We start from the raw sequence: 16165 nt of genomic DNA, 5'->3' as shown, positions 1-16165 counted from the left end.
TTAACACAAACAAGATAAGGAAATATATATGAAATACACTTTAGTACTAGCTGGGGTAGCTCTAGCGGTTTCAACTATGACTCAAGCTGCTTCAGGTATAATGTTTATAAATAAACAAAAATACGCTGAAGAAACTGATTTCATCTGTATGGATGGTAAACATGAAGTTGATAAAGCCTACAAAGGACAAACTGTACAAACTTATGATTGTGACTTTGGTAGAGATCAGTATTTTTCATTCTATAAAAATAATGTAAAAATATCTATAGATAACTCTGTATTCAGCGCTCCATTTGCCACCCATGGAAAAATAAAGCTTCAATATATGGGCAAATTAGCTAATTATATTGAAAGTAAATATTACGGAGACCCATGGTTTGAAATTAGACCTGTATACGATGAGAATCTATGTTTGGATGTAAGCCGCTATGATGGTGCCCCAAAGCGAAATGTTCAATTCTGGAGCTGTGAAGGAAAAGCTGACCAATTATGGAAGTTCGATGGTGCTGGTCGGATTATAAACAAGAAACAAGGTAAATGCCTCGATGTGGCAGGTCACAGTGGAGGAAGACGCAATAATATAATGCTTTACGATTGTGATGGCGGACTAGACCAAGAGTGGTACTATACTCCATGGAATAGATAGGAGTCGGTTAGGCGCCACTTTCAATGAAAGAGCATGAGTCAGCTCAGCTCTTTCTTCAACTATAAACGTAACCTTTGATTTTAAGCTAGCTAAACACCATCTCCGGTACGTCATCTGGGCAAATCAATATGCCTGCGGTTTTTGCTTGAATTTCCGCGACGCTAACACCTGGAGCTCGCTCAAGTAAATGAAACGCGCCACCTTTGACTTCAAGCAGCGCAAGATCGGTTACTATCTTATTGATACAGTTTACGCCGGTGAGCGGTAAACTGCAGCGCTGTAGCAGCTTGGACTCGCCTTGTTTATTCGCATGCGTCATAGTGCAAATTATATTTTTAGCCCCAGCGACAAGGTCCATCGCGCCACCCATGCCCTTGATAAGCTTACCTGGGATCATCCAGCTGGCAAGATTACCTTGCTGATCTACTTCAAAAGCGCCAAGCACCGTCAGGTCCACATGACCGCCACGGATCATTGCAAAACTTTCTGCAGAACTAAAAATGGCAGCGCCCGTGCGGGCTGTAACGGTTTCCTTACCCGCATTGATCATATCCGCATCCACTTCCTGCTCGGTCGGATAAGCGCCCATGCCTAATAAGCCGTTTTCCGATTGCAGCATAACATCCATGCCCTGTGGCACATAATTGGCCACCAGCGTGGGGATCCCAATGCCAAGGTTGACATAAAACCCATCTCTTAATTCCTGTGCCACTCGCATGGCCATTTGCTCTCTGGTTAATGCCATTATGCTTGCTCCTTCACAGTACGTTTTTCGATGCGTTTTTCGAACTGTCCTAGAATCACTCTGTCGATATAAATTCCGGGGGTATGAATTTGGCTCGGTTCGATTTCGCCGGGCTCTACAATTTCTTCCACTTCAACGACGGTAACTTTTCCAGCTGTTGCAGCCATTGGATTAAAGTTCATGGCGGTGTGGCGATAAACACAATTGCCAAAACGGTCTGCTTTCCACGCTTTTACAATGGCAAAATCTCCCGTAATACTCGGCTCTAAAATATATTCTCTATCACCAAACGTTTTTACCTCTTTGCCCTCGGCGACGGGTGTACCAACGCCTGTTGCGGTATAGAAAGCGGGGATCCCGGCTCCACCTGCGCGCATTTTTTCTGCAAGTGTCCCTTGTGGGGTTAAGTCAACTTCCAATGCACCGCTCAATAACTGCTGCTCAAACAATGCGTTTTCTCCCACATAGGAAGCCACCATTTTGCGGATCTGCTTATCCTCAAGCAAAATCCCTAAACCAAACCCGTCTACTCCACAGTTATTAGAAACCACGGTTAAGTCCTTTGTGCCCATGTGGCGTATTTGGCTTATCAAACCTTCTGGGATCCCGCACAAACCAAAGCCCCCCGCAATCATGGTCATGCCATCACACAGTCCTGCCATTGCCTCTTCGTAGCTTACAACTACCTTATCAAATCCAGCCATTGTTCCTCCTATTGCACTGTCCAGCCGCCGTCCAATACAATGGCTTGGCCAGTAATGTTGCGTGACTCATTTGCGAGTAAAAAATTGACAGCATGGGCAATCTCATCCAACCCTATAAAGGCCTTTTTCGGCATTGGTGCCAACATGATATTGTTTATCACTTCATCTTCGCTGATCCCATGCTGTTTCGCTTGCGCGGTAATTTGCTGTTCTACCAATGGGGTTTTTACATAAGCTGGGCAAATGGTGTTTACGGTGATATCGCAGTCCGCGGTTTCCAGCGCCAATACTTTGCCAAATCCCATTAACCCATGTTTTGCAGCGACATAAGCAGACTTATATTTAGAAGCGACTAAAGCGTGAATAGAACCAATATTGACGATGCGACCAAAGCCTCCTTTGCGCATATGCGGTAATACCGCCTTACACAACATCGCGGGGCCTGTTAGCATCACGTCTTGCAGCAATTGCCATTTATCTTCTGGATAATGCTCTAGTGCTTCAACATGTTGCACACCTGCGTTATTGATAAGCACATCAATGTTATCGTGCTGACGGATAAAGTCAGCGATGTCTTGCTTATTGGCAATATTGAGTGCAAACGCTTGAGCATTTCCTCCTTCACTGACGATAGACTCGGCTACCGTCTGTGCTTGCGCTAAGTTCAAATCTACGAGCAATAAGCTGTAACCTTGTTTGCTCAGGGCCATCGCGATATAGCGACCAATGCCACTTGCTGCCCCTGTGATCAACGCCGTCTTCATCGTCACTCCTTGATTATTTTGCTAAGAACTGAGCAATAGTGTCAGCCTGTGATTGAATTGAAAAAATACCGTCTAAATGTCCCCAAACGCCTTCTATCTCTGTGATCTGCACATCTTTATTCTTGGCTTTTAGGGTTTCTGCTAACTTACGAATGGGCTCAGGCCTTAATAACAAGTCATTGCTTGCAGGCATCAACAAAACCTTTGCTGTGATTTTATCGATAGCGCTATCAAAATTACCTTGCATGCCTGCAGTATATAGTTGCGAGGCGCGGACTAAGTACAAGATAGAATTCGCATCTTGCGTTTCAGCCCTCGCTCGTGCGCGCGTGGCTAGCGTTTGGCTGAGTTTAGGAAGCTGACGAATATCTTGCTTTGCTTTGGGATCAAGCACAATAAAGTCTGGAAAACTGGCGTTGTAAATAGCAGGGTGCATCGCGTCTTGAGTAATATTAAGCATCGTGGCCGTGAGTCCAGCAAGCGGCCTTTCCCCGTCGTAGTAGTCCCCGCCCTGCCAATTTGGATCAAGTCGGATAGGTAAAGCCCATTTCTCTAACGCCGCAACGGTCCAAGCATCCATCTTTGCAGCGCCAATCACATGAATTAAACGTGACACTTTTTCGGGATAGCGCACCGACCATTCTAATGCTTGGAAAGACCCCATAGACGCGCCCATCACCGCATGTAGTTTGTCGATACCTAAGCTATCCAATAGTTGCTTTTGTACTTCAACAAAATCACCTATGGTCACCACGGGAAAATCCAAGCCGTAAGGCTTGCCCGTTTTCGGATTAATAGACGCCGGGCCCGTCGTGATCACATCTTTACTATGCCAGTTTGCATTGACCAAAGTATCTGCGCTTATCACAAAGTACTTGTTAGTATCTATCGCTTTACCCGGGCCGATAATGGCATCCCAGTAACCCGCCAATACGTCAGACTCTCGATACTTACCCGCAGCGTGAGATGTGCCTGAAAAGAAATGCGTGATCAAAATTACATTGCTTTTGTCAGCATTTAATTTGCCATAGCTTTCCCAGCCGACCTTAACGTCAGGAATGCTGGCTCCAGACTCCGTAGTAAAATGCGCGAGTGTAAATGCCCGCTTTTCAACCAGCATAGGTTTGTTTGTCTCACTGCCATAGACAATATTGCTGGCAACGAACAAAAGTAACAGGAAAATCCGCTTCATTGCTGTATCTCTCCGTTAAAATAAGATGAATAGGGTTAATGCGAGGGCAACGCCCACCAGCGGTACGACCGCAGTCAACGCAGCCATGGACCAGTATGCTCGTTGATGTGTTTCTTTACAGATGGCGCGAATGGTTGTGACCACATAACCGTTGTGCGGTAAGGTATCCAAAGCGCCTGAGCTAATAGCGACAACACGATGTAATTGTTCTGGATTGACACCCGCATCGATGTAGTGCGGTGCCACTAATGGTAACGCAATGGCTTGCCCACCGGATGCCGAACCAGTTAAACCGGCTATCACACTTACCGCCACAGCGGCGCCAAGTAGCTCATTACCCGGCATCTGTGTCATCATCTCGACCGCTAATTGAAATGCCTCGGTGTTTTTTGCTACCGCACCAAAACCCACTACGGCACTGGTATTACCGATAGCGACTAGCGCCCCAGTTGTGCCTAAGTTAATCGCGGCCCCCATGTTATGAAAATGCTTAAAGTTAATCGCGACAATACTGAGTACACCGCCAAGTAGAGCTACAATGAGTGCACTTTGCTGCAGCACATCATGAAGTGTAAAAGATAAAATCAACACCACGATTAGAGGCAGTACGCCAGTGATTGGATGAGGATAGTTACGTTCATGGATTTCAGGGTCGTCTTCTTTCGCTTCAAAGTGCTCACCATTTGCCACCGCTTTGGCTATCATCTTTTTCAACCACCAATAGCCCGTAATAGCCATAAACGTGGCAACCACTAGACTGACTTCCCAAGCTGCATAAGGCGAAGTGCCTAAATATTTTATTGGGATCCAGTTTTGGATTTCAGGAGAGCCTGCCGAAGTCATGGTAAAGGTGACTGAGCCGAAAGCCAGAGTTGCGGGAATAAAGCGCCTTGGTAAATTGGCATCTTTAAATAAGCTAAGCGCCATAGGATAAACAGAGAAAGCGACAATAAAAACACTGACGCCACCATACGTTAGTACCGCACAGGCAATCACCACCGCTAATACCGCATGTTTCATACCTAACTTGTCGACAATATAACGTGCCACGCTGTCGGCAGCACCACTGTCTTCCATGAACTTACCGAACAAAGAGCCAAGCAAAAACATGAAAAACCAAGCACTCAAAAAGCCTGCAAAGCCATCCATATAAAGTGTAAGAAAGCTGCTTTCTACAGCTTCTGTGGGAAATAGCGCAACGCCACTCGTTAATGCGACCAATAAAGCGCACAGAGGAGCTGCGATAAACAAGTTTACGCCACGGAGAGTTAGCCAAATAAGCAGGCCAAGTCCTCCTGCCAGTCCGAGCATACTGAGCATAAGGGCTTCCTTTTATTGTTATTAATACCCGTTATAAGTTGATGTGTTGGGCATACTGTTGATGAATATCAGTGTGGCGTGCAGACGCAATAAAAACCATAGTACTAAGGTTATAGAAGCCCTACACCCCCTGTTAATCCTAGCGTATCAAGGCATTAGTACTAAGGTACTAATAGAAAAACTTTACAACTCCCCTATGCTTTGGTGTGACAACAAGCACCCAAAATGACAATAATAGGGACCACAGGATGAACATTTACCAACCTAGATATTCAGCTATCGCGTTGGCTATTACACTCGCAACTCAAGTCAGCCCAGCGGCAGCAGAACAAGCAACACAATCAGAAGGCAAGCTAGAACGTATTGAAGTCACGGCGCGCAAGACGGTAGAAAACCTTCAAACCGTTCCAGTTGCAGTGACTTCTATCGGTGAAACCGATCTACTTGAAAATGGCATTTCGGTCCTCTCTGAAGTCCAGCAGTTTTCACCCAATACCACGCTTCAAGCTAGCCGTGGCACTAACTCTACCCTCACTGCTTTTATTCGTGGTGTCGGGCAACAAGACCCATTATGGGGTTATGAACCCGGTGTCGGCATTTACGTCGATGACATTTATTTGGCAAGGCCGCAAGGGGCTGTACTCGATCTGCTTGATGTACAACAGATTGAAGTACTACGTGGACCGCAAGGAACGCTATACGGCAAAAACACCATTGGTGGCGCAATAAAATATGTCACTAAGGAAATGTCTGGCGATGCGACATTTAACGTGGAGGGGACGATTGGTAGTTATAATCAACGCGATCTTAAGATCACAGGTCAATTGCCGCTCGTGGAAGACACACTCTACCTCGGCTATGGCTTTGCCACTTTGAATCGAGATGGCTTTGGTGAATTCAAGGTTTCAACGCTACCCGGCCAAGATAAGGAAAACTACAATAAAGAAATTCAAGCTGCGCGGTTAACCTTGGAATATCGTCCAAGCGATGATTTGTTCTTCCGTTTAGCATGGGATAAAACCGACGATGACTCCAACTCTAAAGGAGGTTATCGCTTGTTACCGAGCTTACTGACTGACGCCCCCGTGCCTGACAGCGTATTTGATTCTTACACTAGTATGCCAACCTGGAATAAAGTCGAGCTTGAGGGATATAGTTTGACCGCTCGCTGGGATCTTTCTGACGCCACCACAATAAAATACATCGGTGCTAGCCGAGAGAGTTATTCCCCGACCAATATCGACTTTGACAATACGCCACTGCGGATCTTTGATGTACCCGCCATTTATGATGACGAGCAAACCACGCATGAGATACAGCTAAGTCATGCAGGTAACGGTTATAAATTTGTCTCAGGTCTATATTATTACGATGGCGAGTCATGCGGCCAATTCCAAGCAATTTTAGAAGTGTTAGGACAAAGCTTAGGCGCCCCCGGCCTTACGCGAGAAGTTAGTGGTTGTAACAACTCAAATAGTAAAGCCGCCTATATTCAAGGCACTATTGATTTAGCAGAGCAGTGGTCGCTCACACTGGGCGCTCGTTACACTAAAGACAGCAAAGAAGCACAAGTCAGCAACGGTTTGGTCTTTGATGTCGTGTATCCCGAATCAAATTGGATCCCAGGTTATACACGCCCTGTAGGTGAGCTCGTACCGTCAGTGCTTGATGATGAAGAAGATTGGTCACGGTTTACGCCAAGAGTGGGAGTGGAATATCAATACAACCGCGATATCATGTTCTTCGCCAGCTACGCTCAAGGGTTTAAATCGGGTACCTTCAACCCCAGAGCCAGCACCGCAGAGCCTGCTGCAGATCCTGAAATCGTAGATTCATTCGAAATCGGTATGAAAAGCGAGTGGCACGATAATCTAAGAGCCAATATCACGCTATTCACGTTAGATCACAAAGACCGCCAATATATTTCCGTATTGCCCGGTGCAACTTCTGCCGATCTAAACCAAAGACTTGGCAACATTGGTAAGTCGACAGCAAATGGTATTGAAGCCGAGCTGAGCTATGTCGCTACCGAAGCGCTGAGTTTTGACGCCGCGATAGGATATATAGACAGCGACTTCGAAGAGGTACTCGATACTAACCCAGACACGGGGGCGACATTTGACAAATCTGAGCGCTTTAGTATTTCTAACACCCCTGATTTAACTTTTAACCTTGGGGCGACATACAAACTCTACAGTGATATTGGCGACTGGGTGTTCAATGCCAGCTACTACCATCGTGGTGATTATGTTTTATTTGAGGAAGATAGCCTACTGGCGCAGGATAGCTATGGTTTAGTCAATCTGAGTATTAATTGGTATAGCACAGATGGCAATTGGCGTGTTGGCCTTCATGGGAAAAACCTGACCGATGAAGAATATATGATAGGAGGCTATCAGTTCGTGACACCAGATCCAAGCGATCCGAGTAATGTGAGTAAATATACGCCGGGGCTTGGTGGTGATAATACCTTAATAGGCTACTTTGGCGACCCAAGAACCGTTTCGCTTACCGTGGGTTATCGTTTTTAGCACCGCAAGCGAGGCTGTAAGGGAGCCTCGCTATCTCAATCACTTGATGTAGTTTCGGAAATACCCTATAACAACGGATACTAGGAGTTAGTTAAGGATGTCTCAGGTGCAAGCAATCATCGCTGATGACCACCCATTATTTCGCAGCGCACTCAAACAAGCCGCTGCACAAGCGATTGGTCATGACCCTATCAAAGAAGCCAGTACCTTAGACAGCTTATTCGAGATGTTGCTCGCGCATCCTGAGACAGAGCTAGTATTTTTGGACTTATCTATTCCTGGCGCGAAAGGTCTCGAGGGTCTTGCCCGGTTAAGAAATCAATACCCAGACATATTGGTGATCATGGTTTCAGCCAACGAATCGGCAGCCATTATTAGCCAATGCATTGCCCTCGGGGCAAGCGCTTATATTCCCAAGTCTTCCTCACTAGAGGTGATCAGTGGTGCCATCAAGCTCGTTATTGAAGGAGAAACTTGGTTACCCGAAATCGTGGATATCGCGCCTGAAAATGACAGCGAACAAGCGCAATTTGCGCGTAATTTAGAAAAGCTAACTCCCCAGCAATATCGAGTATTAACCATGATTGCCGATGGCCTTTTGAATAAGCAGATTGCGTATGCAATGTCGATTCAAGAGACCACCATCAAACAGCATGTTTCAGCTATTTTAAAAAAGCTCAATGTGTATAACCGCACCCAAGCTGGGATCCTCTTTAATCAGCTGGCCACGGATGTACATCTCGACGATGAAGCGAGTGCTTAAATAACTATATTAGTCGCTTAATCATGCGCTTTAGGGCAGGCGTTTTAAGTGGTTTATAGAGTAATGGGATCCCTGCATCACTCACTCGCTCTCGAATAGCCTCGTCGTGGTTAGCTGTGTTAATAATGATTGCCATATCATCAAGCGCAAGCGCTGCTATTACCTCAAGTCCAGTGACACCATGATCAAGCTGATAATCCGCGATCAGCATATCAGCCCGGCTCGTTGCTTGTAGCGCGCTAAGCTCTGCCTCATCTCGCGCCACAGCCACCTGACACCCCCAACTCAGTAATACTTGAGATAGTGCATTAAGCGCGTTGGCATCATTATCTAGCAACCAAATAGACAGACCCGATAATTGCGAATCGCCGCTGGGCTTGTCAGCGGTTACTTCGGTCTTTTGATCCGTCTGCATTCCATAACTTGGCAGTGTTAAGGTAAATTGCGTGCCTTTATTAAGTTGTGAGCCAAGGGTGATGGGTATTTCCAACACTTCGCAAATTCGTTTACTGATCGCAAGTCCAAGTCCTAACCCCTGCGCGAGCTCTTTACTATGCAGCTGTTTAAACTCTTGAAATATGGCGTCCTGATCTTGCTTTGCAATGCCCACGCCAGTGTCTTCAACAATGATAGAAACACTCTCCCCCTGACATTCAGCGATAAGTCTTACCGTACCAGACTCAGTGTAACGGATAGCGTTACTCAGTAAGTTCCCCAATACCCTTTTTAGCAGTGCTTTATCGGTGTAGAGCATGACATCACAAACCTGCACCGCAAACGCTAACCCTTTGTCTTTCGCAACCGCCCCATATTCATTTTCCAATGGTTCCAGCAGTGACGACAATGCAAAGCGCGAGCGATTAACCTTAAACGCCCCAGCCTCTAACTTTGTTAGCTCAAGAATACTCGACAACAACTCTTCAGCACTTGCCAATGAACTTTTGATGCTTTGCGAAAGCTCAGCTAAGTCGGTCCCTTGGGCCTTTTCACTCATCAATGAGCAAAACAGGCTCGCTGCGTTAAATGGCTGTAACAGATCATGACTCGCTGCGGCGAAAAAACGGGTCTTACTCTCCGTTGCGTGCTCCGCTTGGCGTTTCGCAGAAGATAAAGCACGGTTGGCGTCTATCAACTCTTTGGTCCTTGCCGCGACCGTTTCTTCTAGATTTACATTAACTTGCTCTAGTAAGGATTGTTGTTTTACAAACTCGGTGATATCCGTATAGGTCGTTACAAATCCACCTCCAGGCAATGGGTTACCTTGCATTTCAAACACTCGACCATCGTGATGCTCGCGGCGGTAGCGATACGCATTGCCTCGTCGTAAATGTGATAGACGCTTCTCTACTTGCTGCTCGACATCAGCATCACCAAATAGTCCGCGCTGCGCATTGTAGCGAATAAGCTCAGCCACAGGACGCCCAATAAACAGCGCATTGTCTGGATAATTAAACATTTCTGCGTAGCGCTGGTTCCAAGCGACCAATTGCAGTTGGCTATCTACTACACTTATCCCCTGACTGACGTTTTCTATCGTCGACTGCAGTAAGTCGCGATTAAAACGTAGCACCTGTGACGCTTCATCGACAAATTCTGCAACTTGCTCTAAAGGCTGGCGTTTTTCATCTTTGGCGACATCTAAAATCAGTTTCGCAGATGCCCCTCCGACGAGCGTCGACATCTCCCGCTCGATCATATTTTCAACTTGCAATGGCGCTGGCAGTTTCCAGTTTGCAGGCTCTTTAGGAAAATGAAGCTCAACAAGCTGCTGCGCACGCGCTTGCTCGCTAAAGCGCTGCAGTAATGTTGCCAAGTCTTGGTAACTCAATACCGTGTTAGCGGACTGTGCAGATTTGGACGGCATTACAAATTTATTGCTTTGTAAGCGCTCAGCAAGACGTGCGGATGAAATAAACGGCACCAGCAAATAAACCAACAAATTTGCACTTAAAGAGATCAGGACGGACTGGCTCGTACTGTCTAACCCCAGACCCAAAAAGTCTAAAGGTGCTAACCATGTGATATTCAAAGGCCCCGCGCTCAACCAGTGACTTTCGAAGTTAAAGCCACTAATGAGGCTCGGTAACAACAGCGTGTAAAACCAAATAGCAAACCCCGTCACAATCCCCAATTGCGCGCCTAAGCATGAAGCCCCACGCCACCATAAACCAACCACCATAGCGGGCGCAAACTGCGCAACCAAGGCAAATGACATGAGCCCCATATTGGCCAACGTGTTGCCCTCAGCCAGCACGCGATGACTGGCGTAACTCAATAATAAAATGCCAACAATGACCATCCGTCGAGCATTGAGCAGATTAAACTTAGATAAGCCCCGATGGCTCGAATTTAACTGCGAGCGGCGCAACAAAAATTGATTGATAAAGTCATTGGTGATCATAATCGATAGCACGATGGCTGAGACTATCACCATGCTCGTCGCCGCAGAGAACCCTCCTAAAAAGGCTATCAAAGCGACTACAGGCGCATCAGATCCCAGTGGTAAGGCAAGCACAAACGTATCGTAGCCAACATCTTGACCATTAAAATACACCAGCCCGGCGTAGGCGATTGGCAAAATAAACAAATTAATCAGCAACAAATAAACGGGAAATAACCAGCGTGCGGTCTTAAATTGGTTTTGTTCATCATATTCAATAAAAGAGGTATGAAACTGCCTCGGCAAACACAGCGTTGCCAATGCCCCTAAAAGAACATGGACTAAATAAACATAGGTTGGGCTAGCGGTTGCCTCTATTTGCTTGGTAATTCCCTGCTGCTCCGCCTGGTTAAGTAAGTGAGAGGGTGACTCAAAGAGCACAAAACAGACATAAACACCAACGGCAATAAACGCCAGTAACTTAACTAATGACTCAAAGGCGATGGCAGTCATCAATCCTGGGTTATGCTCACTCGGTCTCAGCCTACGTGTGCCAAACAAAATAGCAAACAGGGCTAACAGCAAGGTGATATAAAAAGTACTATCTCGCCAAAACGCGACACTCACCCGCTGAGTGTCACTTGTTAGCATACCGATACTGGCGCTGGTAGCATTAAGCTGAAGGGCAATATAGGGCACGACCGCAATAACAGAGATCAGAGAAATGAGTCCAGACAAACTAGAAGAATTACCATAACGCGTGGCAATAAAGTCCGCCATAGAGGTGAGCTGCTGCTGGCGGCATATTTCAGCAATTCGTGTGTAGACTTGCCAACCAAATATAAACAGTAAAATCGTGCCAACATAAGTTGGAGCAAGCCACCAGCCATTATTTGCAGCTTGCGCGGTAGTACCAAAAAACGCCCAAGAGGTGCAATACACTCCAAGTGACAAAGCATAGGTAACTTGCTTGGCGCGATAAGATCTAAATTTAGTACTCGCCCTATCTGCGCCCCATGCAATGGTAAATAAAAGCGCTAAATACAGCAGCGCAATAAGACTGATCAGCCCGATAGAAAACATAACTGTGATGATTTTTTATTGTTTGCTCTAGCATAACGGCTGTACAGTAAAAAGACAGCACACTTTAGTGCTATCCCCCAATGCTTAGTATCATCACTTATAACCTAAAACTGCTCACTGATTTATCCAGTGCACGGGATAAAGACAGCAGCGACAATGCTTCATCTGACGCTCGCTCGGCTCCGGTTGCTGTCTCTTGCGCAGTTTCGCTGATTTCTGTCACACTTTGCGAAAGTTGCTGTGTAACCGTATTTTGCTCCTCAGAAGCACTGGCTATTTGCAGGTTCATATCTTTAATCGTACTCACAGAGGAAGAAATCGCTTGTAACACTTCATCCGTTTTCGCTGACTTGTCCGCTGTATCTTTAGCATCTTTCACGTTCTCTCGCATCATACCAACGGAGCGCTTCGCTTCATTTTGCAACTTAGAGATCATCTCCTGAATTTCGTCCGTGCTCTTTTGGGTGCGACTCGCAAGGCTTCTCACCTCGTCGGCCACTACAGCAAAGCCTCGCCCTTGTTCGCCAGCTCTTGCGGCTTCAATTGCTGCGTTGAGCGCCAACAGATTAGTTTGCTCCGCTATACCCCTGATAACATCCAAAATAGAACCTACCGACTCTGTTTCTTGTTCAAGATTCTCAATGGTTTTACTAACATTTTCTATTTTACCAACTAGACCTTCCATTGCTTGCTGTGTTGCAACGACAACTTGAACACCTGAATTAGATTGAGAATCCGCATCGGTCGCGGCATCCGCTGCGAGTTGAGCACTTTGGGTTATCTCAGCAATCGTAGCAGCCATTTCATTCATCGAAACAGCACTATGACTGAGTTGCTCCATTTGGTTGTCCGCCCCTTGTTTAGACTGGGAGGTGATAGCACTAAGTGTTTCCGACGAGGAAGATAATGCATGCGTGGAGCTTTGAATTTCTGCAATGATGGCTTTTAGTTTGTCAGCCATATCACGCATTGCCAAATAAATACCGCTCACCGATTCCCCCCTGTCAAACTGTATAGTGAGGTCGCCACTGGCTATCCTTGATGCCACTTCCGCGATTTCTTTTGGCTCTCCACCAATAGGGGCCTTGATTAGTCGTGTGATATACCAACTTAAAAAACAGCCTAACAAAATCACCACAACAGATACTGCAATAATAATTGTTACTGTCTTCCTACTCTCACTTTGAGCTATGGGACCTAATTCATCCTGCCTTTCCTTGATCGATTCTTTCACACGTGCCAAATACTCTGCGATATTTTGGCCATTAATATTTAGTACTTCGGTAATCAGTCGATTTCTCTCTGTGATAATATCTTGTACTTCTCTCACTCCATCTAAGTAGCGTTCTCCTGATTGTTCTATATCAAACAGTAAATTTTTTGCATTTTCATTCATAAACCTAGACTTAGACTGAGTTAGAAACATCTTCTCTTGCTTTAGTTCACCCATAGCTCTGTTGTAGTCATCTAACTGGTTACTCACTAAGAATTTCGTTACGAAAAGTCTTCCTAGCAGCAGCTTTTCCTGCATATGTGTAGCAGCCGCAAGTCCTTCAAAGTCACTCATATCAATGCTAGATTCTATTAATTGCGAAATATTCTTGCGCATTTGAGGGCCTATTTTATCCAGCCCGTCATGAACCACAGTATTTCTACGACCATAAAGTGCCATAATCTCCCTAAAAGCAGTTTCATATGTAACCAAAGCTGTTTCACTTTTTTCAATAAGTTGCTTGCTTTCTCTTTGATTAAGGGCCTCCTTGGCTTCTGCTAACGCATCATGTAAAAGCTTCACTTTCTGTTCAAATTGTTCAATATCGTCTTTTGATTGCTGCTTCAAATAATTCAGCACATTGATCCTAAGTGAGAGCAAGTTCGCTTCCAATGTACTTGCTAGATTGCTCGCTCTTGCCAAAGAGCGATACTCAACAAAATTACTATAACCGCCATTCAATCCAATATAAGCGACGCTAGAGAGTGCAACCATAAGTACAATCATTACTCCAAATGAAGTAGATAATTGTTGGCTTAACCTTAACTTAGAAAGCATAAAAGCACCTGACATTGTATTTATAGATAAGCCCATCAGCATTCATAGATGCCAAAACTATTAACTTGTATTTAATACAATAATCATTGTCGTGTTTTTTGATTTAGTAAAGAAATGTACCGATTAAAAATCGAACAAAGTAAAATAACGACCTTTAATGCTCCATATTTATGATTATCTTGTTGAATAAGGAGCGGCGTATTACGTCTAGCACTGCGATAAAGCTATCTACTCTGGAACAAATAAGTATATAGAGGTAATAACCAACCATCTTCGTTGTGCTCAAACATACATCCAGAAACGAAAAAGCCCCAGCTGATGCAGGGGCTTTATAAAAATCTAATTTAGTTAAAAACTAAAATTAAGCTTTCTTAGGGCATTCAATCACGTCAACTAGCGTCCAAGATTTTTTCTTAGATCACTTAGCTTAATTATGAGGTCCATTTAGTTGTACGCTTGACGCTTGCTTTTCCAATAAAAGGTAACGTAAATCAATTACGTTCAATAACAACAATTGACTTGTCCACTTTATGACTAACGACACGACATCATACTGTACGGCTCTTACCGCTCATTGTGCACCAGCCTTCTCAAAACTGTCACCTAAACCATACAGAAACACGAGTTAAATCATATTATTATGTAATCTAGCTGCCATGAAATAATTTCCTTCTCAGTATTTTAGCGTTGACTTTCCATCCTGTTCGAAGCTGATGATATAGTCCCTGAGTATGCCAGGCTTTATATGGCTCAATATTTGTCTCTATGTAATCCCAAGCTCTCGGGCAAATATTGAATGCCTGAAGTTGTTCTAGGTTCACATCACCAAAACCCTTAAATGCATTAATTTTGTTCTCGATATGAATCACAGACATCCACATTGGCTTTTTTCGTACAATCTTTACTTGCTTAATTTCAGACCAATAACCATGGCGTTCATTACACCAAATCGTTTTATACTCTTTACTTGTTTCAATTAGGCTTAAAAATGGATTATGCACGTGCGCATGTTTGGCAAATCTCACTTTTGGAGCTACTTGAAGTGTAAAGCCATCGATAAAGTCTATAGCCAAAAAGCTCTGCTGATCAAACTGTGCTTGTACTTCCTTAATATAGTCCTGATGTAAACAGTCATCATTATCCAGACGTGAAGTAATCAAGTATGGCTGGGTTAATCGTGCATTTAACTCTCGTTGGATGGCTGGTAAAAACTCCTCCATTCCATCAGCGTAAATAGGTATGAATGCCCTGAGCTCAGAGGCTAAACGATCGATGATTTCACGAAACTCAGGAGTGGTCGATACATCAAAGAAAACGAGCCAATTAAAGTTTTGCTCAGTTTGTGCTTTCACTGAAGCGAAACAATAATTTTCAAATAGCTCTAACCGATTTCTCATCCACTCATCGGTTAGGACTTGTGTTTTTGATTTTGTTTCTAGCCAATCTTTCTTACGCAAATTAAAGCGGGTTAGTACAAAGTGTTGGAACATGTATAAACTCTGGCAATTGGAGAATATATCTGTAACTAAAAAAGCATACAAAAACCAGAAAATACTCAGCGTAAATCATGAGATAGATCCACTAACTAAATAAGATATGAATTGCTATTGATTACTGGTTAAGACGAACTAAAAAGAGCGCCCAAGTATCCTTCTTCACACCAGATAAATAAAGGTGAAAAATAACACCCCCCCCCAAAATTTTCAACCTTAATAAGCTACAAAACGTATCGCTCAAAAAACGAACACCTCATTTGAGCTAAGGTAAAGCTACCTTATTTAGATAAGGTCTTGAGGCTCATTTATCCACTTGACGCTTTGTATCACGAGTACTGTAGATCGGGTGGTTAACCTGAGGTTTGATAGCGGCTTATAAGAGCTATCCAGAAACGCAAAAGCCCCAGCAGATGCCGGGGCTTTATAAAAGTCTAATTTAGTTAAAAACTAAAATTAAGCTTTCTTAGGACGTTCAATCACGTCAACTAGCG

At 44.6% G+C, this 16165-nt stretch carries 11 protein-coding genes; 3 read left to right on the top strand and 8 right to left on the bottom strand.

Translation table 11 applies throughout. The features are described 5' to 3' along the window. Nucleotides 1-28: 28 nt before the first annotated feature. Complete coding sequence (locus tag MHN30_RS19440) at nucleotides 29-646, top strand: RICIN domain-containing protein (RefSeq protein WP_239360820.1); 618 nt, start codon at nucleotides 29-31, stop codon at nucleotides 644-646. Nucleotides 647-731: 85 nt separating this feature from the next. Here the strand turns inward: MHN30_RS19440 and MHN30_RS19435 are convergent, their stop codons facing one another. The 5 genes from MHN30_RS19435 to MHN30_RS19415 are packed head-to-tail and all read right to left on the bottom strand — an operon-like array spanning nucleotide 732 to nucleotide 5371. After that, nucleotides 732-1391 (bottom strand): 3-oxoacid CoA-transferase subunit B, encoded by a 660-nt coding sequence (locus MHN30_RS19435; protein WP_239360818.1) that lies wholly within the window; start codon nucleotides 1389-1391, stop codon nucleotides 732-734. Continuing rightward, nucleotides 1391-2095, bottom strand: a complete 705-nt coding sequence (locus MHN30_RS19430) for a CoA transferase subunit A (protein WP_239360815.1) — start codon at nucleotides 2093-2095, stop codon at nucleotides 1391-1393. The genes MHN30_RS19435 and MHN30_RS19430 overlap by 1 nt, the downstream gene beginning before the upstream one ends. Before the next feature lie 8 nt (nucleotides 2096-2103). Continuing rightward, nucleotides 2104-2859 (bottom strand): 3-hydroxybutyrate dehydrogenase, encoded by a 756-nt coding sequence (locus MHN30_RS19425; RefSeq protein ID WP_239360813.1) that lies wholly within the window; start codon nucleotides 2857-2859, stop codon nucleotides 2104-2106. A gap of 13 nt (nucleotides 2860-2872) precedes the next feature. Beyond that, the gene (locus MHN30_RS19420; RefSeq protein WP_239360810.1) at nucleotides 2873-4051 is read right to left on the bottom strand and encodes a homoserine O-acetyltransferase; all 1179 of its coding nucleotides are present in this window, start codon (nucleotides 4049-4051) and stop codon (nucleotides 2873-2875) included. A gap of 15 nt (nucleotides 4052-4066) precedes the next feature. Continuing rightward, nucleotides 4067-5371, bottom strand: coding sequence for an SLC13 family permease (locus MHN30_RS19415; RefSeq protein ID WP_099031119.1), 1305 nt, complete (start codon nucleotides 5369-5371; stop codon nucleotides 4067-4069). Nucleotides 5372-5619: 248 nt separating this feature from the next. On the opposite strand from MHN30_RS19415, the gene MHN30_RS19410 reads away from it, so the two are divergent. After that, on the top strand, nucleotides 5620-7902 hold the full coding sequence (locus MHN30_RS19410; RefSeq protein ID WP_239360807.1) for a TonB-dependent receptor: 2283 nt from the start codon (nucleotides 5620-5622) through the stop codon (nucleotides 7900-7902). Between the two features lie 97 nt (nucleotides 7903-7999). Next, on the top strand, nucleotides 8000-8665 hold the full coding sequence (locus MHN30_RS19405) for a response regulator transcription factor (RefSeq protein WP_239360804.1): 666 nt from the start codon (nucleotides 8000-8002) through the stop codon (nucleotides 8663-8665). Between the two features lie 4 nt (nucleotides 8666-8669). Here MHN30_RS19405 and MHN30_RS19400 read toward each other — a convergent pair whose 3' ends face one another. The 3 genes from MHN30_RS19400 to MHN30_RS19390 all read right to left on the bottom strand — a co-directional run bounded on the left by MHN30_RS19400 (nucleotide 8670) and on the right by MHN30_RS19390 (nucleotide 15668). Then, nucleotides 8670-12128: a PAS-domain containing protein gene (locus tag MHN30_RS19400; RefSeq protein ID WP_239360802.1), complete on the bottom strand. Its 3459-nt coding sequence runs from the start codon at nucleotides 12126-12128 to the stop codon at nucleotides 8670-8672. A gap of 97 nt (nucleotides 12129-12225) precedes the next feature. Beyond that, complete coding sequence (locus MHN30_RS19395; protein ID WP_239360800.1) at nucleotides 12226-14178, bottom strand: methyl-accepting chemotaxis protein; 1953 nt, start codon at nucleotides 14176-14178, stop codon at nucleotides 12226-12228. Between the two features lie 647 nt (nucleotides 14179-14825). After that, complete coding sequence (locus MHN30_RS19390) at nucleotides 14826-15668, bottom strand: glycosyltransferase (RefSeq protein ID WP_222242099.1); 843 nt, start codon at nucleotides 15666-15668, stop codon at nucleotides 14826-14828. Between the last annotated feature and the right edge of the window lie 497 nt (nucleotides 15669-16165).

Source organism: Pseudoalteromonas sp. OF7H-1 (genome assembly GCF_022347825.1).
GTDB lineage: Bacteria > Pseudomonadota > Gammaproteobacteria > Enterobacterales > Alteromonadaceae > Pseudoalteromonas > Pseudoalteromonas maricaloris.
Note: the sequence above shows the minus strand (reverse complement) of the source record. Positions and strands in the feature narration are given on the sequence as shown.

Bases quoted from the DNA above. Each gene is read 5' to 3' on its own strand.
- MHN30_RS19435 (WP_239360818.1), bottom strand. From the start codon at position 1,391: ATGGCATTAACCAGAGAGCAAATGGCCATGCGAGTGGCACAGGAATTA.
- MHN30_RS19410 (WP_239360807.1), top strand. From the start codon at position 5,620: ATGAACATTTACCAACCTAGATATTCAGCTATCGCGTTGGCTATTACA.
- MHN30_RS19405 (WP_239360804.1), top strand. From the start codon at position 8,000: ATGTCTCAGGTGCAAGCAATCATCGCTGATGACCACCCATTATTTCGC.
- MHN30_RS19415 (WP_099031119.1), bottom strand. From the start codon at position 5,371: ATGCTCAGTATGCTCGGACTGGCAGGAGGACTTGGCCTGCTTATTTGG.
- MHN30_RS19395 (WP_239360800.1), bottom strand. From the start codon at position 14,178: ATGCTTTCTAAGTTAAGGTTAAGCCAACAATTATCTACTTCATTTGGA.
- MHN30_RS19425 (WP_239360813.1), bottom strand. From the start codon at position 2,859: ATGAAGACGGCGTTGATCACAGGGGCAGCAAGTGGCATTGGTCGCTAT.
- MHN30_RS19420 (WP_239360810.1), bottom strand. From the start codon at position 4,051: ATGAAGCGGATTTTCCTGTTACTTTTGTTCGTTGCCAGCAATATTGTC.
- MHN30_RS19390 (WP_222242099.1), bottom strand. From the start codon at position 15,668: ATGTTCCAACACTTTGTACTAACCCGCTTTAATTTGCGTAAGAAAGAT.
- MHN30_RS19430 (WP_239360815.1), bottom strand. From the start codon at position 2,095: ATGGCTGGATTTGATAAGGTAGTTGTAAGCTACGAAGAGGCAATGGCA.
- MHN30_RS19440 (WP_239360820.1), top strand. From the start codon at position 29: ATGAAATACACTTTAGTACTAGCTGGGGTAGCTCTAGCGGTTTCAACT.
- MHN30_RS19400 (WP_239360802.1), bottom strand. From the start codon at position 12,128: ATGTTTTCTATCGGGCTGATCAGTCTTATTGCGCTGCTGTATTTAGCG.